The organism is Janthinobacterium rivuli (assembly GCF_009208735.1).
In the GTDB taxonomy this organism is placed as follows: Bacteria; Pseudomonadota; Gammaproteobacteria; order Burkholderiales; family Burkholderiaceae_D; genus Janthinobacterium.
Genome location: NZ_WFLJ01000011.1, coordinates 190,116 through 210,362 on the forward strand (window position 1 = coordinate 190,116; position 20,247 = coordinate 210,362).

A 20,247-nucleotide genomic window follows, 5' to 3' on the forward strand; every position below is an offset into this window, starting at 1 on the left:
CAGTTGACCGACTTGGCAGATGTGCACAGCGGAAACCGGATGAATGACCACGCCCCGCCGTCGCGGGGCAAAGCGGGGTGGACCATGGAAGACGCGATTCGATATACGGAAGTGCAGTACCTCAACTTGAATTACTTACTCACTATCCAGGTGGGTCTGAAGCATGATCCCCTGGCCACTTGCTGTACCTTTCACCTCGACACAGCCTCAGCCGAGACGCTCGCTGCAATGAGCGTGGACTCATTGCAGCTGCTGGCCGCGAGCATGTCGCATGAAAGCCTGTTTAAGCCAATAGGTAATTTTAAAACTCTCCTTGAAACACCGCCCGTTTTGGCCATGACGTTGTGCAGGGTCGGCGCTGTGGATCAGGATGCAGCACGCGGACCATCGCGTGCCGGCCAGGCCACTGCGGCCCGTGCGCGCTTGGCGTAGGTGACGTATGGCGTACGAACATGCTGAGCGGCACATTCAGGCCCTGCAGCTCGCTAAATCCTGCGTCGAACACGGTGCGCGGATGAAAACCGTCGCCTACTTGACCGGATTGAGTGCATCACTGCTGCGGGAGTATTTCTACAATGACCGGGCGGCCACCGGCGGCCGATGGCCCAGTTCGCAGGATTGGTACCATATGGCGACGCTGGTGCAACGTGCTGAGGCGTCACTGATTGCCAGTATTTTTCAGTTCTTGCGCACAGAACATGCCTGCTCGGCACGCAAGGCCATGGTCTGCGCCTACAAGATGTATCGAGAGCGGTGGAGTGGCCGTTCCAGCATCTCGTTTGACCGCGCTTTCGAGCTGATCGCTAGTGTTGAGGGCATTTGGACCCAACATTCAGCGCAGTTAGCTCTGCATACCTGTGCGCGGTGCCGTTGTCGTTATCTGATCGCACTCGGGGACACATCGGCGGATCACTCCGGATGTGTGTTCTGTAAGCTCGTCAAACGATATGCCACTGATTCCCGTATTCAATCGAGCTTTGCTGGCAATCCTGATTTGCGCCTGACCTCAGAGAAAAATTAGTCATTTGACGGTTTATACAGCGGCACTTTTTGGTTGTATTGCGAATTAAAATTAGATTTGCGTTGCGAAACTACTACTTGCGATAAAGTAAATATTATCGTACACTGGGCAATTGGTATTGTCGCTTATTGGCTAATCTAGTCCTTTAAGTTCAACGGGTGCTTCCATATCATTCCGGGAAAATGCTTGATTCAAGCAATTAGATCCTCCAGAATTTTTTTGGAACTTGACCACTTTAGGTATGTAATGTGTATTCGAATTCTTGCGTTTTTATTCTTCTTAAACATCACGTCTTTTATTCACGCAGCAGAGGGAAAATCCACCGTACCGAAAGTTGAACCGCAGCGAGATGTGGTTGTACTCACTTCAAAAATTATTGACTCCATTCGAGACGTCGCACCTCGTTGTGCTGCGGCCGCTGCACCAGCCTGTCTATCAGCGGTCGCGGCGGTGCCTGCCGAGAAAATGGACTCTCGTACTGTTGACGGCCTTCTCGGCGACTATATTGGCGGGGTATTCGGTACTTTTGTTTCGATCGTCACAATGATAGTTGTATTTCTTGCATGGAATACGTCACGTAAGACAGATTACAAGTCTAAAGCCTATCAAGTCTTTGCCGAAATGCTACGAACACATGAAGAAATTCTATCTTCGATTCAGATTGGTAACGCGAAGGGCCGCGATGCAATAGGTCATATACTTAGTGAATTCCACTTCATTTATAGGGCTACAACTGCCATAGCAGCAGTTGCAGGTTGGGATTTGAAGCAACGTATAGATATCGCCTACACCTATACTTACTATGGTCCCAAACTCCACACGATGAAAGTGTTGAGTCAATATGCCAAGCCTCATCTTTTCCAGTTAAATAATACGATTGCAGTTAAAGCGAGAAAAATGAGTAAACGAACACAAGGGCGGCAGTTCACGGGGCATCAAAACCGGTTGGCCCATTATTTTCGAAACCTGTATGCTGCTTATTCATTCATCGAATCGTCTAAATTGAATAGAAAAGAAAAGATTGCTCTAGGAAAGATACTACGAGCGAAGCTATCCAATTATGAACAGGCGCTCTTGGTGTTAAATATTCGATCTCATCTTGGAAAGGCATGGGAGAACGGTGTGCTTGTTAACTTTTACATGCCAATCAAAAATGTCCCAGAGCACTTCTTCGAGTTCGACACGGAGTTCGAGATGAAGAAGCAGTTCCCTGGCGTTACCTTTGAATGGGAAAGTGCGCCAATTGTGCATAGTACTGGCTGGAGGTTGTGGAATTGAGTTCGGTTGTGAGGAAAATTTAGGGAGTTCTCAGTTGCAACGAGTTCCCCAATGTTGGCGCCGGAGACCGGTTGAATCTTTAGTTGAAAGCGAATCTACACAGCTGTCAGCAATAGGATTGCGAGCGTGTTCTCAGAAAGGCTGCCTCATTGGTCGCAGCATTGCTTACCGATAAGATCGGGTTCCCTATCGCGTTTCACCTTATCGCATATTCAGCGTCGTAAAAAGTAGGTCGGTTTGTTATCAGTGTGCCAGTCCTGTTGTTTGATGTCACGTGCATGCTCAGATATGGAATGCGTCGGGAGTAATTACTTGGCGAAAAAACTCGGATGCCGGAGCGGCATGACATTTTGCAATAGGCTACCCGCATAGATCGTAGCCAGGGAATAGCAGGTGTGTTACATCGTTGAATTCCTCGTCATTCTGTCGATGAATAGTCGTATTGGAAGGCAGGCTTTCACTTGGACGTACGTCGATCTGCACAGCCATAATGCTCACCTAGCCAAGTGAGTGATTCTTATGGCCGGTGTGAATATCCTCAAGTACCTGGGTTGGCTTGGCCACGATCGCCAATGTGATCGCGGCCGGCAGGCCGCGCCCATCTGTCCGCAACGTTTACTGCCCCAACCCGCTCAAACGCGTGACGGCGGAATGCGTCCCCGTAGTGTCGATGCGATCTTGGACGATAATCGGGATATCCTGGGGCGCATTAAATTGGCTTATGGCGGCGATGGGAATGCCTTTGCCAAGGAAATGCTTCCACTCATCAGGAAGTACATCGCGTACGTGAACGTATTGCCTGCGACGCAGGACAGTTTTTTTGCTCGCCCAGGAGGTTTAGCACGCCTGGGGCTCGAGACGGCGTTCTTTGCATTACAAGCGACCGATTCGCAGATTTTTGCTGGCAGAGCGACGATTTCTACTCGTCGACAGTTGGAGCCACGCTGGCGCTTCGGCACCTTCGCCGCAGGCCTATGCGCTTACCTCTACCGCGCGTTGGACACTGTCGTCGTGAGTGACGAGCATGGAACCGTGTGGCATCCATACCTGACATCCCTCGGGGAATGGATCCACAAACACTCGGTTGGCCGTCTGTTTGTCAAATGGGGGGAGGCCAGGCAGGAATGCCGCTCCCTGTCATTGTTCGCGCTACCGATGATCCTGCCGACCGACACGTTGGCCTACCTGACCCAGGACGGCTCGATGATCGTCGCCCACATGCTTGCGGCGATCAGTGGTGAGGTGAGGTATCACGATCATAACGTCATTGACCATCTCGTCAATCGAGCATCAACTTTGGTGATACACCGCGACTTGCGCGATGCAGATGCGCCGGCAGGTAGAGCGCGGGCGAGAGCCTACCTTGCCAGGTTTCTCCTGAACGCGATGCGCGAGTTGGTTCAGTCTCATCAGGGATGGGTGCCCAATGCGGACCGGTCCCGCATGTGGCTCGGGCGGGATGGCTTGTTTCTGGTGTGGCCGAACGGTATCAGCGACATACTCACCTTGTTGGAAGACGAGGGATTGTATGGCTTGCCGGCCTCGCCAGTCGATGCCATGGAAATTTTGATCGATGCCGGGATCATCCTGCCAATGAGTTCGGACGAGAGTGTTTGGTCGATCCGGCCACCAGGTGCCCCCGAACCCTTGGAGGCGTTGAAGTTAGTGACGCCAGGTTGTGTCCTTGCTGTCTTACACCCGTCACCAGTGGCGCTGGACATGAACATTGCTCTCAATGGATCGCATGAGGAGGAGCGAACCACGGAGAGTGATACCAAGCTGCGGCAGGCGAGCGCGACACCACCCCAGGCTCAGGAAGAGTGCCCTGCGCCAGAGACCCCTCCGGATGCTAGTGATCGTCAGTTGTCGCTGCCAACCATCCCACCCATCCCTGCAGTGGCGGGGAGTGCCGGTATCGAACCACGTACAGATGGCCGCCAAGGAAAGGCAAAGAAGGTCAAACATACTGAACCAATTCAGTCGGCAATCGGGCACTACTCGTTACGCGCACCGATTCGATTGAATCCAGGTGTTGCCAAGATACTGCAAGCGATCGTGCAGACTCTCAATGATACGACCTTGCCTCCGGCATGCTATCCCATGGCGTCAGGCCTGTTTGTCCCCTTGGATGTCTTCGCGGCGCGGCAGGCGGATGGGAAGATGGCGCTACGCGCCCTTGCCGATGCCGACATGCTGGTCACAGGGCCAGCAGGAACCGAGCCTGTTGAGTATCACAAGCTGCATGGCAAGCAACTGGTAGGAATGGTCATCGCTCGCCAATTCATCGAGGGCTTGGATGGAGCAGGGGAGACCTCAATCAATTCGAACGCAGGTTGATCATGTTGCTGCGACAGTATGAAATGCCATGGCGTAGTCCCGTTGAGGGGGCCGCCGCCCTGGCATGGATTCTTGCCGCCGCCATTTTTTACTGTCTAATACCTGAGCATTTACCACCGCGTGCGGGCGTTCCGCTCATTGTTGTTTCAATTCTCATTGCCTTGATTCGCTGCCAGCAAGCCCTGCGTGTTGTGCGTATTCGTGCTGCGTTGTCTGGCCGCGCCATGGAAATGGTTCCAATTTCCCGGCTTGCCAAATGGACAGGCGATCCTGAACAGGTCGTATTTGGCCTGGGTTTTATCTGGCTGCCACTGCACTCTCAGCGGCTTTACGAGCTGATCAAGATCGATTACCGCGCGATGACCATTTCTCCCTGGCTCATACGCGCTCTGGGATATCAGCCGAACCCACAATCCGACGCAGAGATTGGCTTGCCCTGGATTCATGGCGTCGAGTCGGAAGAGCGCTTGTTGATACGGCCGCTGCAGAACTTTGAAGGGGGAACCTTGGTGGTCGGAACCACGCAGTCCGGCAAAGGGGTATGCCTTGGTTGGTTGATTTTTCAAGCTATTCGACGTGGCGATGTCGTCATTATTATTGATCCGAAAAACTCACGTCGCCTCAAGCGACTGGTCATGAAGGCGTGCCAACTGTATCGTGAGCCAGACAGTTTTCTGTGGTTTCATCCTGCTTTTCCGGAAACGGGTGTGCGTCTTGACTTCACGTTCAACTGGCAAAAGCCCACCGAAGTCGCTTCGCGGATTCAGTCAATCATGCCACCGGACACAGCCGGAACGTTCAGCGCATTTGGTTGGGACGCGGTGAATGTGGTCGTGCAAGGGATGGTGCAACTGGAGAAGCGCCCGAATTTGGAAAAACTAAAGCAGTATATTGAGGGAGGCGTCGAACCGATCCTGGAACAGGCGCTCGAGCGTTTTTACGAACAGCTTCTTGGCATGCAGTGGCGTAGCACACCCGAGATGGTGCGCTTGCTTGATAAAGCGCGGAGAGGCCAGATCAAGTCGCCAACGCCAGCCGCGAGCCAGGAGCTGTTGGCGTACGTGACTTACTACGATCATCATGTGCATGAAGCTCGGCGCGATCCGGTGGTCAGTTCACAGGTCCGGGTATTTCAGCATAACCGCGAGCACTATCAGAAAATAACCGCCAATCTTTTACCGATCTTGTCCATGCTGACCTCCGGAGACCTGGGCAAAAGCCTGTCGCCGGATCCGTTTGATGCGGATGACCAGCGCCCGATCATGAATCTGGAAAAGATCGAGCGCGCGGGACATGTACTGCTGCTGTGTCTGGACTCATTACCGGATCCTTCCGTTGCCACGGCCATCGGCGCCATGGCGCTGGCCGACCTGGCGGCCCGCTCCGGTATTCGCTACAACCTGGGAGGAGAGCGGCGCATCGCCCTGTTTGTAGATGAGCTATCCAACGTGATTAATCAGCCGTTGATCGAGATATTGAACAAAGGTGCCGAGGGAGGGTTGTATACGACGGCCGCCATGCAGACGATTGCCGACCTGGCCAAACGCCTTGGTAGCCAGGAGGCGGCACGCATGGCATTAGGGAACCTGAATAACCTCATCGCCTTCCGGACCAAGGATCAGCCCACTCAGGAGTTCATCAATGAAACACTGGGGCAAACCACCATCCATAACATGAAAGTAGGGCATAACACGGCCAGAGACGGCCACTTCACGGACTTTACGGCTGTCGATTCGACCCAATTGAGCGAGGAGGTCAACGAATTAGTCCCGCCATCGCTTCTCGGTAAATTACCCAATTTGCAGTTCTTCGCTTCAGTTTCGGGCGGACATGTCTACAAGGGGCGGTTTACGCTGGTCGACCCAGGCGCGGACGATGCCTGTTCTGAAGACAAGGAATCGGGGGAGGCATGCTGATTCGGTTGACGGCTATCGTCTCGCTGAGCGTGTTGCTGATTCTGGTGCTGTACCTGCCCTCAGCGTTTCCGCCGCAGCGATTTGTCGCCCAGATCCGCGCAGAGCATATCGCCAGTGCGGATTGCTGGGGTAATCCGTATGCGGGACGCGTGTTGAGTCGATTGTTTGAGTATCAAGCTGCATTGGCCGCTCAACCGGCATCGATTCACGTCCACGATGTGCAGGTGGATCCGGTAGCACAACCTGTCGCCAATAGCCTTGGGCGGGTACGCTCACAGCTGTTCCAGAGCAGCTATTTTCGCTCACTCGATACGCTGACCATGCTGGCGCTGTACAGACTAGCAGGCATCGTGGAGTGGTGGCCGACGTTTGCGGTGCTGATGATGGCCTGTATCGTGGATGCGGCGGTGCGCCGGCAAATTAAACGCCTGGAATTTGCCAGGCCGCACCCAGAGTGGTTTGTTGCAGCAATGGGAGTAGCGATCTTGCTGATTTGTCTCTTGGCAGTAGCGTGTGTGCTGCCTGTTCAACTGTCTCCGCTTCTGTTGCCCGCGATGTTAGGTGGGGTGGTGTGGCTGGCAGGGCAAATAGTGGTGCACTATGCGTGAGCTTCCCAGTAACAGCCCTGCAGCCATCGCTATTCACTGAAGGTAACCAGTTCCTGAACGGCATTGTATCTATCGGGACTTCAAACCGACACAATCTCCTCCGAGTTCAACAACACGAAGCGGAACATGAACAGGCAGGAATTCCAGACATCGAAAGAAGCGACCTGGCTTAGTCAGCTGGCGTGGCATGCCGTGAGCAGCAAGAGCATCGCCGCCGTCTGCCGGGATGAGGCGCCCTCGCAGGCCAGCTTTCACGTCTGGCGCACGAAACTGGCGAACGGCATTAACGAACGTGCCGCTACGCCAATGGCAATACCAATACACGCGCGCAACTTTTAGGCAAGCCATCAAGGGAGAGGCGTTTACCGGATACATTGAGCGCCTGCAAGCGAAGGCAGCCACGAACGATCGAAAAAAAGAGCTGCCTGATATCGAGGCAAAGCGCAAGGAAGTAACGGACGAAATCAAAACAATTGAGCCGGCGTATGCAGCCGAGATGCGGCGCCAGCGCGATCTTGCTGACGCTGCGGCAACGATGAATGCACTCAAGGGCATTCTCTCCACTGCTTCGATGTTGAACTCCATATATAACGCCATCGGTAGTTCAATTGGGAACTCGACTGATTTTTCTTCGCCTCAAGCGGTCGTCGACAAGCTGCAATCGATGGCGAAAGACTCTGGCGGGAAGGCCGAACAAATTTTGGTCCAACAAGAAACCTACTACAACGAGCAGGGTCAAATTGAACAGCAAGTGCTACAGTTCGGTATGGAGCTCAAGATGCCGGTACCAAAGCCTGGATCTGTGCTGCTTCCTCTTCCTTAAATTGGACCCGCAAATACGGGTCTGGCGCCTGATTACCCGTCGGCCGGTCAAAATCCCCGATCTCTGACCACCTAAAATTCCGGTTCTAATGGACTGGACGCCCTCTTTCAAACAGCATCGAGGTGCCCAAATAGGCTGTGTCCCCTAACGGCTGTAAGTGCAAACTATTGAAAAGCTAAATGCCATTATTTCCTTACTTTTCAATTTACTGGCTGTCGTTTTGTAGTAGATGACATAGGTGTAAGCCACGCCGCTTACGGTGCAGGAAACGCGATTCCACTGGCAACTACTCAATGCAGCATGATGCCGCTGAAGGTGCTTCGCGGCTTTGAAGGGGGGGGCGGCGGATATCTATCACCCCAAGGAGCAGGAGCCGACGGTATTTACGCAGATGACGGTTCTGCACTCGACGTTGGGTATAGAGATGGTAGTACCCGATGGGCTTCTCGCGTGTATCGAGTTGGAGCTAGGTCATGGCGTAAATTTTAGATTAAGAACCACTGACGCGGCACCAGTCTGCGAGCATTTTAAGTCGATACTTCATTAAATCTTGGATCATATTTTAGATACACTCTACCTGCACAGCAAACTGCGATATTTCATTTAAGAAGTGGAGGATACGATGAAACTAGACGTTCATACCAAGGTTTAGCCCAAAAATTGCATCCAGATCGTTCCATCGCTTCCTCTTCACTCAGCCCTCGTGCCATCAAGGTCTCAGCTACCAGAATATGTTTCGCAAGACGGCCTGCGTCGAACCACAAAAAGACTCCTGCGGCAAAAAGTACAATCAATCCGAACAACTCCATCACCGTCCCCGGTAAGAATAGATTGCTGATGTGATAGTTTTCAACTAATTGAAGTTGGTCTGATCATGAGCGAATAATGACTTGCCGCGTCGCTTTGCTTCGGATCGAATGTAGCTGGCGTTTTGCCGCAACGATGCCCGCATTTCGCATTTCGCATTTGTATGGCAGTATCTTCATTGCAGCCATGCTCCAGAAGAACGCTGATGGCATGCAAGCCACCCTATCGCACCATGTCCTGGGCCGGCAGCATTTCGTCTCGCATGGTGCGAAATATGCTCGCATCGAGCACGCCGGAATTTTCAATGAAGGCCATGTTATTCCTCCTAGTCAAACAACATTCAAGGATCAATCCGCCGAACAAACCGCAAAGCGGCTAAATAAGCCAAGAGAACCGGGGCGGCTGCCATCATCAGCCACACTGGACCAACCGCATACTTCGCGAGGACGGGTGCATCCGCTAAATACTGCATGTAGTACAACGTACCGACTACCGCATACAGCCAGAAGATTTTCATAATTTATCTCCGCAGACAGCTAATACAGAGCAGTAATGCCACGTTACTATGTCAAGGCGATTAGGAGTGTCTCGACCTGACTTTGATTTGCCTCCAACCCCATGCCGGCCAGCTCGTCTTGCAGTACCTTCCGCAACATATAGCGCCGAACCTCGAGCGGGCAGCGCTCCAGCTTATTGCCGCGTGATGCCATGACGGACGGCCAATTATGCTTGTAGTTGGTGCCTGCGGTAGTGTTCAAGTCGGCGAGGATATCGCCCATAGATCACCCAGCAGCACGCTCCAAGGCGATCCAACGTTCGAAAAGTCCTAGCACTCGTTGCGTCACTAAAGTACTCCTGTACTCGCTGTGCGTATTTATCCAAGCGTACGCACAAACCGTGCAATCTGCAAGGTTACGAGTCCATTTTCGTAGTAGGCGTCAGAAACGCTAAGGGCCGCATTGAGCAGCGTTCGTGGACGTTCTCGAATGCAATCGGGCGCTCAAATTAAGTAGACTGCCAAACAGCAAACACTTGATGGTCCGGCGGCGTCGGTCTTGAGGATTTTCTGATTTTCGTGCGCGACAATCAGAATTGCTACACCGATAAAGTCAGGACAGGGATCCGGCGCTATTCTGTCTTGCCTGGATTGACATTCTTCCGTATTGGCACGCCTCGCATGCGCCTTTGCCTTGGCTCCATTCCGCTGGATCGCACTGGCTGTAGCTGTCGCCCCGCTGGACTCAGGGACCGGCCACCGTTCCAGCGCTGCCCGCTGGGTGTTGGTTTGCTGTTCCAATCTTATGGACGGTTCAGGGTATCCGAGTTGTTCCCAGTTCATCGTTTCGTAAATAGTAGCCAGAGTATGCAAGTCAGGCCCCAGAATATCATCTATGCGCGGCTGGGCATTCTTGCATCATTTCATAGCTGGCTCAACGCGGGTGGTTGAAATGGAGGTCACGGTAGCCCTTTAAATGAATGATATTGGGGCGCATGCATGTCCCTGAGAAATCTCAATCGTCCGGCCCGGAACCGCAGCCTGCAGGGCAATAGCCGAGGTCAATGCCGTGACTGCTACAGCCATGATCGTCGTTCCATTTTGGCACTGCTTCGCACGCGTTTACCGCCTCATGGCCATCGGTATTGGTAATTTCGATCGCCTCGGCATGTTGTGGTGACGGCAGCCTTTCCAGCTCGTGGTTGATGGTGCCGCCGAACCGGGTGCCACCGAAGGGAAACTGGGTTACACCAAATAGCCCACAAAAAGCACGACTTTTTGGACAAACATTGATTCTGCGATGCGCTAGCATGATGTCGTACGCAGTCATTTCTGATTTCGAGTCGCCATGAATACTGAATTTCGTTCGATGCCGTCCTCATCCTCCGCTCACACGGCTGCTACGCATCGTTCTGCTGCCTCATCCTCGCGGTGTGACGAAACGATCGGTACGCTGGTCTGGATGGAGGAATTTCATCTGCTCGACCAGCTGTTCAACCATCATCACAATTGTTCGCCAAAATTGCGGCATCCCGATCTGATTAGTGCTTGTATTGCAAGAGTGTTTGCGCAGCCGGAACCGGCGAAGCATATTTTTTCGTTTTTGCATACCCGGATGGTGTTGCGCGATCAATGCATGCCGCGTCGACAAGAGGAAATCTGGCGCGCACAGTATGTATTGTTGCTGGCGCTGCAGAAGTCCGAAATGAACCGGCATCCCCATCCTCGATTCGACCTGGGGCAGTTTACGACCGCGTGCATCGCCCTGGCCTTGCAGGAAGACGGGGCGCAAGAGAAAATATTTGAACAGGCCCGGCGCAATATCGCCGAGCGGGCAGTATCGCACCTGCCATAAGAGGCAGATCGCAAGGCATATCGCAAACGGATATGCGACCCGAAGTGACCTTGCCAGGCTGATGCCAGGCTTACCCGATGTACACCTTTGATGGTCTGGCGCCTGCGCGCGCCGGGTGGATCAACGCTTTCGGGTTTATGCCTGCTCCTTGCCATGGAACGACACCTTTCATGCTTCATCGCGATCCTCGTTGTTTGTCCGGGTCCTGCCTGGGCTTGCTGGGAGCAAGCCGCCGTGCGCCACCATGTGCCGGCACCGCTGCTCTATGCGATTGCGCAAGCGGAATCGTCACTGGATCCGAACGCAGTCAATCGCCGTCATCTGCGCCAAACCGGTACCGTGGATATCGGTTATATGGGCGTCAATTCCAATCCACGGGTCCTGCGCAATTTGGGGGTGACCGAGCAAGAACTGCATGAGCCCTGTAAAAACATTCATGCTGGTTCCCGAATTCTCGTGGAAAAGCTGCAAAGGTACGGCAATACCTGGGAGGCGATCGGTGCATACAACGCCTCGTGTACCAAACTGAATGCGGCCCAATGCCAGGCGACGCGCACCCGCTATGCGTGGCGCGTATACCGCTTTCTCACTAACACCAAGCCGCAGGCAGCACGCCGCGCTACGCCGCACGGTAAGTACCGGACGCAGAAAAATGCGCGCGCTGAATCGGTCGTCCCAACGCAGCCAGTACTGGTGGCAGTGGGGCTGACATGAGACGCGCTATTGCTCAGGCCACACTAGCCGCCACAGGAATGGCTGCCGCCAGCTTGCTGATGGCCTCCTGCGAAAATGTGCATACCCAGCCACAACCTGCAGGCCTGTCTTCCCGCGCAGCCGCGCCTGGGTCGCACATGCAGCACATCACTCAGCTTCACTATGGCAGACAGGCACGCTACGGCCTGTGTATCGATCCAGCTTGTCCTACGCGCACGCCCAAGACGCTGGCAAGACGGGATGCGCACATTGAAGAGGTGCCGCAAGCCCCGATCGCCGCAGCCAGCACCCAGCGGACAATGGCTGGGACACCCGTGGGAGCCGGTGCAGCGAACGACAATGATTTGCCCGATGTCACCGAACTTGCGGTGTACTTTGCGCCGGGCTCTTCCCGCCTCGATAGAACGGCCCAACACGTTCTGCAGCAATTTCTCACGCTGGTGCAGCCAGCGTCCCATATTCGTATCGCTGGCAGAACAGACAACACCGGAACGCCGGCCCTGAACGATGCCATCGCACACCAGCGCGCGGCCAGGGTCGAGCGCTATCTGCGCCGCCATCTGCACGTGCCTGCAGTTCAACTTGAGGTGGAAAGCAGCGGCGCTTGCTGTTACGCCGCCGCCAATGCGACCGAAACGGGCCGCCAGAACAACAGGAGGGTAGAGCTCAGCCTCACCGCCGACGCACCTCGGCAGGTGCAGAGATGAGAACCCCAACTCACCTGATCAACCTGACTTCGGCACGGGTAACGTGCCGGCCGGGCAAGATCGCGTGGCAATGCCCCGTCCGTGGTCCCCCTACGCCGTCATGCCGCATCACCTCGCCGCCCGCACAGACAGTTTTAGGCAATTTTCTTCACGATCACGATTGGAATGCACATGAACACCCTGCAATACGTCACCGCTCTCCCTTTCAAACAACACGGCAAGCGGCCGCTTGGCCTGCGCGTCTCCACTGCGGCCAAGGTCCTGGCACTGCTGACCCTGATCACCCTGGGCCTGCTCGCCGCCATTCCCGCCACCGCCATCGACCTCGTCGCGTTCACCGGCATCACCGGCCCGCTGACGTCCGCACTGACGCAACTGGCCGCACTGGCCCCCGGCGTTAAAGCACTGGTCGGTTTCATCGGCTTCGTGGTGGCCCTGATCTCGCTAACCGCCCTGCGTAATTTCAGCCCAGTGCTGTTCTACATCGGCATGGCGATTTTCGGCGCGGTCGGGCTGATCATCGGCGGCTCCATCATGGGCGCCACGATCTGAACCAGGCCAACCGATACGCTGCACATCAACGAAAGGAGGACGCCATGGAAGCCGATACCTATATTCCGCGACGGCTGGACGACCAATGGAAGATTGGCCTATGGGACTTTGATGTCGCCTTTCCCGTCCTCCTTTCGATCTTTGTCGGCTATCTGGCCAGCAGCAAACTCGGATTTTTCCTCGCGGTCTGCGCCGGCGTCGCCGTGTCGCGCTGGCTCAGCCGCAAAAAAGCGGACAAGCATCCGGCCTTTGTCCTGCACTGGGCGTACTGGTACCTGCCTGTCAGTCCGCTGACGTCCATGCGCTCGACCCCGCCTTCGCATATCCGCAAGATGGTCGGGTAGGACCAAGGAGAGCACCGTGAAACTGGAAACCTATCAGGATGACCTGGCCGCCCTGCGGCGCCGCGTATTTGACCAGCGCCTGGCCATTGGCATCCTGTCTGTTTGCCTGATGCTGGCGTTGACCATCATTGTCCGCATTGTGGGCACGGAGCGCACTGTCATTGTGCCGCCGGCCATCAATAAAACATTCTGGATCGAGGACGGCAAGGCCAGCAACGACTATCTGGTGCAGATGTCCGGCTATATCGCCTACCTGATGCTGGACGTCACGCCGAAGTCGATCGAATGGAAGAAGGACATGCTGCTCAGCTGGTGCCTGCCGGAGAACGCCGGCAGCATCAAGACCCGCCAGGATCTGGAGGCGGCAAGACTGAAGAAGCTCAATGCCAGCACGTATTTCCAGATGCAGCAACTGGTGCCGGACGAAGAAACGCAATCGGTCACGATGACCGGCTACCTCAAAACCCAGGTGAACGGGGCCAATACCTCTGACAACCTCAAGACCTACCGTGCGGACTTCGTCTTCCGTGGCGCACGCGTGCATTTGAAAGATTTTAAGGAGTTGAAAGATGGAAAACCGGATACTGCCACTGGCGTGGCTGCTGCTGGGGCTCGTTGAGCTTCCCGCTTGGGCCGACCAGACCAGAGAGGTGAGGGACGGCGCCACCATCGAGGCGGTCATCGCCGCACATGAACCGACGCGCATCCGCATCGAGGGCAGCAAGATCATCGACGTCGTCGGCAACATTTATTCAAGCAGCAACTGTGCGTCCAAACCTGCCGACGCCAGCCTGCCCGTAGCGCCAGGCGCCGGCACGGCCGTCAATCCCGGCGGCCAGCTGTCGCTTGCCTGCGACCTGGCCAAAGGCGAAATCTATATTCAGCCGGTGGGCACTGCTGCCAAGCCGATCAACCTGTTTATTTCTTCCGCTACGGCCACCTACACCTTGCGCCTGAACCGCGCGGAGGTTCCCGCAGACACCATCGTGATCTCGGACAAGTCGGCCAGGCGCCAGGCCAGGGCAGCCAATGCCGTCGGCGCGGCGCCAGCGAGGTCCGCCACATTCATCCGCTCCCTGAAATCGATGCTGATGTTCATGGCTTCCGAGCAGGTGCCCGACGACGTCCGGATGGAAGAGCGCGACGAAGCGCGCCTGCTGTGGGCGGAAGCGGAAATGAAGCTCATCCGCCAGTTTGAAGGCCGTGGCCTCATCGGCGAGACCTATGTACTGAGCAATGTCAGCGGCGCGCCGCTGGTGCTCGCAGAACAGGAATTTGACCGCGACGATGGCGATGTCCTGGCCGTCGCCATCGACAACCTTAACTTGCGTCCGAACGAGAGCACGCGGGTTTATGTCATCAGGGCAGGGGAGTGAATCGCCATGCGCATCATGCAAACATTGAAATCCTTCACGGCACGGTTGACGCCCAGGCAGCAGCAGTACCTGGCCGCCGCCGGTATCGTGACAGCCTGCATTGGCGTCTTGTGGGCGGTACTGGCCTATTCCGAGTCCGGCAACCCCGCCCGGCAGCTTCCCAAGTCGACCGATAAACGTGCCACCGTCAATGTGGATGATGCCAGCATGATGGTGCCGGGCCAGATCTCGCCAGAAGATCAATGGGTCGGCAATGCCGGCAAGAAGCTGGCCCAATATGACAGCGACAAGGAAGCGCAAGACAAAATCAACAGCGATCGCAAGGCTGTCGAAGCAGCCTTGCTCAAGCGTCTGGCGGATCTGGAAGCAAAAACCGCCGCCACGACAGAACAAGGGCCCCCACCAGCGCCGCCTGCGCCCGTCACGCCGCCAGCACCACAGCCACCTGTAGCGGCTCCGTTGCAGTACCCTCCCGGCACGCCACTAGGTGGCAACGCGCCGCCAGGCCCACCCGCCATCGACGCAGCCAGTGGCAACACCGGCGTACTGCGGCCAAACGAGCCACCGGAGACGCCCGCCCCCATGATCCGCGTGTCTCTGGGCGCCGCGACAGACTCCAGCGGAAACACCGGGGCCGCCAAGGAGGCCGGGGGCAATGTGGTGAAACCAGTAAACACGCTGGACGACTTCCTCCCAGTCGGCATCCTGCCGGGAGAACTGCTCGGCGGGATTGATGCCCCGACGGGCGGCCAGGCCCAAAGTAATCCGCTGCCGGCACTCATCAAGATTTCAGCCGCCGCCATCTTGCCGAATCAGTTCCGTGCAGACGTCAAGGAATGCTTTGTGGTTGCTTCCGGCTATGGCGACATCAGTTCCGAACGCGCGTACCTGCGCACCGACGTGCTCTCCTGCATCCGCTACGACCGCTCGGTGGTCGAGGTCAAGATCGAGGGCAACATCTTTGGGGAGGATGGCAACCTGGGGCTGCGCGGCACGCTCGTCTCCAAACAGGGGCAGCTGCTGGCCAATGGACTGCGCGCAGGGATCGTCAGCGGCATCGGCCAGGGTTTTGCACAAGGTAACAGCTCATTTACGACTTCGCCGTTTGGCACCCTGTCGACGACGACCGGCGGCACCGGCGACCAGTTCCGCCGTGGCATTGGCAGCGGCATGGGGAGCGCGCTCAACAACCTGGCCAACTATTACATCCGGCTGGCCGAACAGACGTTTCCCGTCATCGAGGTGCATGCGGGCCGCAAAGTGGACGTGGTGCTGACCCGTGGCGTGCGTATTCCCGCGCGGCCCATGTCACGCAGCGATGCGGACCGGCAGGATCAGCTCGGCCTTGCAGAACGGACGATGGAGGTTCCCAATGACGAAGCTGACTAGACTGGGTCTCGCCGCACTCGCCTGCGCGGCCACCTTTGTCTCCCACGCCAGTACGGCCGAGGACACATTGCTCGCCGCGCTGAAGCGAACCTATCCCGGCACGGCCTTTGATACGGTCACGGCGACGCCGATCCCCCACGTCTTCGAGGTGTGGATGGGAGAGAACGTCGGCTTTGTCGCCGATACCCGCCCTGACTACATGATTTTTGGCCGCCTGGTCGATCTGCGCGCCATGCGCGACCTGACCGCGCCGAAACTGCAGCAGCGGAGCAACGCCGCCAGCCCGGCAGCACCGACGGCAGCGGCGATCGATTTACGCCAGCTGCCGTTGGCCGATGCGATCGTCTCCACGCAGGGCAAGGGCGAACGCGTCCTTTATCTCTTCACCGATCCACATTGCCCGTATTGCCGCCAGCTCGAACCTGAACTGGTGAATATCCCCAACCTGCGCATCTATAACTTCATGGTGCCTTTCCAGGACCAGGCTTTACCTCTGCGCATCTGGTGTGCTGCCGACCGCCTGGCTGCCTGGCGCAGCGCCGTCAGCGGCACGCTGGACGGGCAGGGCGCACCTGTCCAATGCGCCCATCCGCTCGACCGCAACCTGGCCCTGGCCAGCAAATTGGGCGTGCAGGGTACGCCAACCATTTTTTTCACTGACGGCGCACGGGAAACCGGCTTTATCAATGCCAACGCGATCGAGGCCCATCTGGCGCAGGCCGGCTCCAGCCGCCAAGCCAGCAAGAACCCCAAGGAGTAATCATGCAGCTGATTCCATCTAATTCACTCCGCGTCAACAACCTGTCCGCCGCAGCGGTTTGCCTGGCGCTTCTTGCCGGGTGCGGTGACATGACGGGTCTGGGCGGTAAGTCCGAGTATGCCTGCAAGGCGCCCGAAGGCGTGCAGTGCAACTCCGTATCCGGCAATTACTACAACTCGTTGACATCGGGCGGCGGCGCGGCGGCCAAAGGAGTTTCCACAAAAGGAACACCACGCGCAGCCCCGCGCAGCATGTACACGATGGCCAAAGCGGCCTCCAGCGCCAGTTCCATGCAAGGACAGCCTGCGTTCGAGCCCGCCGCACTGCGCTCGCCGCCGCGTGTCATGCGGCTCTGGATCAAACCGTGGGAGGACAGCGACCATGATCTCCACGATCAGTCCTTTGTCTACCTGCAGACAGACCCAGGCCGGTGGCAGATTGCCCATGCCCAGCGGCAGATCCGTGATGCCTATGCGCCCCTGAAACCGCCCACACCTCAGCAGGCGTCATCTCCGGGGACGGCGTCTCCCTCCGGACAGGCCAACTCCGGCGCCGAAACACGGCCAACCTCACTGCCAGCGGGAGCGCTTACCGATCCTCCCACCGGGGCCGTCACGACGGCTCCAGAAGGCGCGCCGTCTCAAGCGCCGGCAACAAACCCATAGCGGTGTTGGATGCAGAGAGGACAAATATGCTCAAGTTTTTTACGCCCGAAAAAGCTGGTGAAGGGATCGGCGCTGGCATCTGGGATCTGTTTGGATTAAGCCGAGGCGAGGAGTTTGCCAAGGATCAGTTTGCCAGCTGGCTACCATACGGTCCCTATGTCGACAGCGAGCAGCTGTTCATCAATCGCCATCACCAGCTTGGTTTCATGCTCGAACTCATGCCCCAGGGTGGCGCTGATGAGCGCATGGTGGAAGTGCTGCAAAGCCTGTATACCAACTGTCCCGCCAACACGGGTGTGCAATTTCACCTGTTTGGCTCGCCGGACATCCGCGCCCCGCTGATCCAATATGCCAACATGCGCATGGAAGACGAGGATCAGTATGAAAACTCGCAGCAGTGGGGCCGGCCGGCCCGGAACAGCAATCTATATCGCCAACTGGCGCGCCAGCGCGTGCAACATCTGCTGGCCGGAAGCCAGAAATCCCTGACCAAGGGATTTCATTTTACGCTGCGCGACTTTCGACTGATGATGAGCGTCACGACGGATGGACGCGCCGATGATATCGGTCAGCGCGAAGCGGCCATCAGTTTGCGTGACTCAATGGCAAGCACCCTTGACGCCGCCTCTTTACCCAGCAAAGTATGCGAAGCGGCCGACTTAATCAACTGGTGCGCACTGTTCACCAATCCGCACCGGCTCACGGATGGTTTCATCCCACGGATAAACTACGATGAGGGTAGGGAATTGCGGGATCAGATTGTGGACTTCGATACCGTCCAGGAGCCGACCAACGAAGGCATCCGGTTTTCGAAGCCAGGCAAGCCGCAGCAGGTGGAAGCACGCTTCTTCTCCATTAAATCGTTTCCTGGACGTTTCCCCCTCTGGCAGATGGGTGCGCTCATCGGCCACGCCATGCAACCGGCACTGCAGTACCGTGCGCCGTTCCTGCTCACCATGGGCGTGCACATCCTCGATACGAACACGACGCGGACATTGATTACGGCGAACCATATCCGCGCGACACAGAACGCCAGTAGCAAGATGGCGGCCATCATGCCGGACGTGCAGAAGAAGCAGGAAGACTGGAGTGCAGTCGCCAATGCCATGGATGTCGGCGGCAACCTCGTCTCGATGTACCACCAGCTGGCCATTTTCTCGCCGCCCGCCGAGGCGACGGCGGCGGCAGAAGCGGCCAAGGCCATCTGGCGTGCCAGCGGCTTTGAACTCAATGCCGATGTGTACATGCATCGCCAGGCGCTGCTGGCGAGCTTGCCCATGACCCTGACGCCCGCATTCCACAATGATATGAAGAAGATGAAGCGGGTGACGCGCAAATCCATGGCGAACGCCATCCATCTCGCGCCCCTGCTGGCGGAATGGCGAGGAACTGACACGCCAACGCTCATCTTCGCCGGCCGCCGCGGCCAGCTCGTGACGCTGGACCTGTATGACAACGACCTGGGCAACTACAATTTTGCCGTCGTCGGCGCCCCAGGATCCGGCAAGTCCGTCACCCTCAACGAGATAGCCTGGTCATACCGATCCGGCGGTGCGCAAGTGCGCCTGCTGGATCTCGGGCGCTCATTCGAGAAGCTGTGCAAGAAAGCCAATGGCACGCATGTCGAGTTCAGCCCCCGCTCGAAGATCATTTTGAACCCGTTTACGGCGGTCAATGACATTCACGAAGACATCGATATGCTGTTGCCCGCCCTGGCGAAGATGTGTTCCATGAGTCAGCAATTGCAAGAAGTGCAATACAAGGCCATTTCAACGGTCCTGCTGAAGCTATGGAAGTCGTACGGCAATGATCTGACGATCACCGCGTTGCGCGACGAATTCAAGACCGGCAGTATTGCCGAACTCGAAATCAAAGGCGATGACCGCATCCGCGATCTTGCCATCATGCTCAATCCGTACTCGAAAGACGGGCAATACGAACGATTCTTCGAGGGCAAGAATAACGTCGATTTTTCGAATGACTTCGTCGTGATCGAAAACGAAGAACTCAAACGCAAGCCAGATCTGCATGCCGTCGTCAATATCCTGCTGATGTACCAGATCACCGGCGAGATGTACCTGAACCGCGATCGCAAGAAGCTCCTGATCATCGATGAACTCAAGCAACAGCTTGGCGAGATCGGTGCGGACGACCCGGTCAAGGCAGCCGTGGTGGAAGAAGCAGCCCGGCGTGCGCGCAAGTATGGTGGTGCACTGGGCACCGCGACGCAGGGCGCCGATGACTATTACGGTTCGGTGCAAATGACAGCCGCTTTCAACTGCTCCGACTGGGTGTTCTTGCTGCGGCAAAAACCGGAGTCGATTGAAATCCTGGAAAGCAACAAGCGCATCGTCATGGATGCGGCCAAAAAACGGCTACTCAAATCGCTACGCACCGAGGCCGGCGCCTTTGCGGAAATGTATGTCTCGTCGCCGATCGGTGAAGGCGTCGTACGCCTGGTCATTGATCACGCCACACAGCTGCTTTTCTCGAACAAACTCGCCGATAACAAGCCGATTGATGCCTTGCGTGCCCAGGGCTACTCCATCGACGAGGCCATCGCCCGGGTACTGGCCGACAGGGGACTCCAATGAGACTC

General features: G+C 56.5%; 20 protein-coding genes. 18 read left to right on the forward strand and 2 right to left on the reverse strand.

What is annotated here, in order from left to right:
- The first annotated feature begins 84 nt into the window (after window positions 1–84).
- The 7 genes from GCN78_RS16700 to GCN78_RS16730 all read left to right on the forward strand — a co-directional run bounded on the left by GCN78_RS16700 (window position 85) and on the right by GCN78_RS16730 (window position 7,983).
- Complete coding sequence (locus tag GCN78_RS16700; protein WP_152252688.1) at window positions 85–432, forward strand: hypothetical protein; 348 nt, start codon at window positions 85–87, stop codon at window positions 430–432.
- A 7-nt stretch (window positions 433–439) separates the two neighbouring features.
- A complete protein-coding gene (locus tag GCN78_RS16705; RefSeq protein ID WP_152252689.1) occupies window positions 440–1,021 on the forward strand; it encodes a FlhC family transcriptional regulator in 582 nt (193 codons plus the stop codon).
- 186 nt (window positions 1,022–1,207) lie between these two features.
- Window positions 1,208–2,299 (forward strand): putative phage abortive infection protein, encoded by a 1,092-nt coding sequence (locus GCN78_RS16710; RefSeq protein ID WP_152252690.1) that lies wholly within the window; start codon window positions 1,208–1,210, stop codon window positions 2,297–2,299.
- A 519-nt stretch (window positions 2,300–2,818) separates the two neighbouring features.
- Window positions 2,819–4,636 (forward strand): MobH family relaxase, encoded by a 1,818-nt coding sequence (gene mobH, locus GCN78_RS16715; RefSeq protein WP_152252691.1) that lies wholly within the window; start codon window positions 2,819–2,821, stop codon window positions 4,634–4,636.
- A 2-nt stretch (window positions 4,637–4,638) separates the two neighbouring features.
- Complete coding sequence (gene traD, locus GCN78_RS16720; RefSeq protein WP_152252692.1) at window positions 4,639–6,552, forward strand: conjugative transfer system coupling protein TraD; 1,914 nt, start codon at window positions 4,639–4,641, stop codon at window positions 6,550–6,552.
- A complete protein-coding gene (locus GCN78_RS16725) occupies window positions 6,546–7,160 on the forward strand; it encodes a DUF4400 domain-containing protein (protein WP_152252693.1) in 615 nt (204 codons plus the stop codon). The genes traD and GCN78_RS16725 overlap by 7 nt, the downstream gene beginning before the upstream one ends.
- A 292-nt stretch (window positions 7,161–7,452) precedes the next feature.
- Window positions 7,453–7,983, forward strand: a complete 531-nt coding sequence (locus tag GCN78_RS16730) for a hypothetical protein (RefSeq protein ID WP_152252694.1) — start codon at window positions 7,453–7,455, stop codon at window positions 7,981–7,983.
- A 1,147-nt stretch (window positions 7,984–9,130) separates the two neighbouring features.
- On the opposite strand, the gene GCN78_RS29365 is transcribed toward GCN78_RS16730, so the two are convergent.
- Both GCN78_RS29365 and GCN78_RS16735 read right to left on the reverse strand, forming a co-directional pair.
- Window positions 9,131–9,307, reverse strand: a complete 177-nt coding sequence (locus GCN78_RS29365) for a hypothetical protein (RefSeq protein ID WP_193316762.1) — start codon at window positions 9,305–9,307, stop codon at window positions 9,131–9,133.
- A 994-nt stretch (window positions 9,308–10,301) separates the two neighbouring features.
- Window positions 10,302–10,616: a hypothetical protein gene (locus tag GCN78_RS16735; RefSeq protein ID WP_152252695.1), complete on the reverse strand. Its 315-nt coding sequence runs from the start codon at window positions 10,614–10,616 to the stop codon at window positions 10,302–10,304.
- 18 nt (window positions 10,617–10,634) lie between these two features.
- On the opposite strand from GCN78_RS16735, the gene GCN78_RS16740 reads away from it, so the two are divergent.
- From GCN78_RS16740 to traC, 11 genes are all read left to right on the forward strand, one after another.
- Window positions 10,635–11,141, forward strand: coding sequence for a hypothetical protein (locus tag GCN78_RS16740; protein ID WP_152252696.1), 507 nt, complete (start codon window positions 10,635–10,637; stop codon window positions 11,139–11,141).
- Window positions 11,142–11,231: 90 nt separating this feature from the next.
- Window positions 11,232–11,855 carry a lytic transglycosylase domain-containing protein gene (locus tag GCN78_RS16745; protein WP_152252697.1) on the forward strand — a complete coding sequence of 208 codons (624 nt, stop codon included), beginning with the start codon at window positions 11,232–11,234 and terminating at the stop codon, window positions 11,853–11,855.
- 137 nt (window positions 11,856–11,992) lie between these two features.
- Window positions 11,993–12,562: an OmpA family protein gene (locus tag GCN78_RS16750; protein ID WP_193316763.1), complete on the forward strand. Its 570-nt coding sequence runs from the start codon at window positions 11,993–11,995 to the stop codon at window positions 12,560–12,562.
- A 171-nt stretch (window positions 12,563–12,733) separates the two neighbouring features.
- Window positions 12,734–13,114: a hypothetical protein gene (locus GCN78_RS16755; RefSeq protein WP_226939673.1), complete on the forward strand. Its 381-nt coding sequence runs from the start codon at window positions 12,734–12,736 to the stop codon at window positions 13,112–13,114.
- A 44-nt stretch (window positions 13,115–13,158) separates the two neighbouring features.
- The gene (traL, locus tag GCN78_RS16760; RefSeq protein ID WP_092804423.1) at window positions 13,159–13,458 is read left to right on the forward strand and encodes a type IV conjugative transfer system protein TraL; all 300 of its coding nucleotides are present in this window, start codon (window positions 13,159–13,161) and stop codon (window positions 13,456–13,458) included.
- 16 nt (window positions 13,459–13,474) lie between these two features.
- Complete coding sequence (traE, locus tag GCN78_RS16765; RefSeq protein WP_193316764.1) at window positions 13,475–14,077, forward strand: type IV conjugative transfer system protein TraE; 603 nt, start codon at window positions 13,475–13,477, stop codon at window positions 14,075–14,077.
- Window positions 14,028–14,834 carry a type-F conjugative transfer system secretin TraK gene (locus GCN78_RS16770; protein WP_152252700.1) on the forward strand — a complete coding sequence of 269 codons (807 nt, stop codon included), beginning with the start codon at window positions 14,028–14,030 and terminating at the stop codon, window positions 14,832–14,834. Before traE ends, GCN78_RS16770 begins: the two co-directional genes overlap by 50 nt.
- Window positions 14,835–14,840: 6 nt before the next feature.
- Window positions 14,841–16,223, forward strand: a complete 1,383-nt coding sequence (locus tag GCN78_RS16775; RefSeq protein ID WP_152252701.1) for a TraB/TrbI/VirB10 family type IV secretion system protein — start codon at window positions 14,841–14,843, stop codon at window positions 16,221–16,223.
- Window positions 16,207–16,983 (forward strand): DsbC family protein, encoded by a 777-nt coding sequence (locus tag GCN78_RS16780; RefSeq protein ID WP_193316765.1) that lies wholly within the window; start codon window positions 16,207–16,209, stop codon window positions 16,981–16,983. The genes GCN78_RS16775 and GCN78_RS16780 overlap by 17 nt, the downstream gene beginning before the upstream one ends.
- A 2-nt stretch (window positions 16,984–16,985) precedes the next feature.
- A complete protein-coding gene (traV, locus tag GCN78_RS16785; RefSeq protein WP_152252703.1) occupies window positions 16,986–17,648 on the forward strand; it encodes a type IV conjugative transfer system lipoprotein TraV in 663 nt (220 codons plus the stop codon).
- A 26-nt stretch (window positions 17,649–17,674) separates the two neighbouring features.
- On the forward strand, window positions 17,675–20,242 hold the full coding sequence (traC, locus tag GCN78_RS16790; RefSeq protein WP_152252704.1) for a type IV secretion system protein TraC: 2,568 nt from the start codon (window positions 17,675–17,677) through the stop codon (window positions 20,240–20,242).
- Window positions 20,243–20,247: the final 5 nt, after the last annotated feature.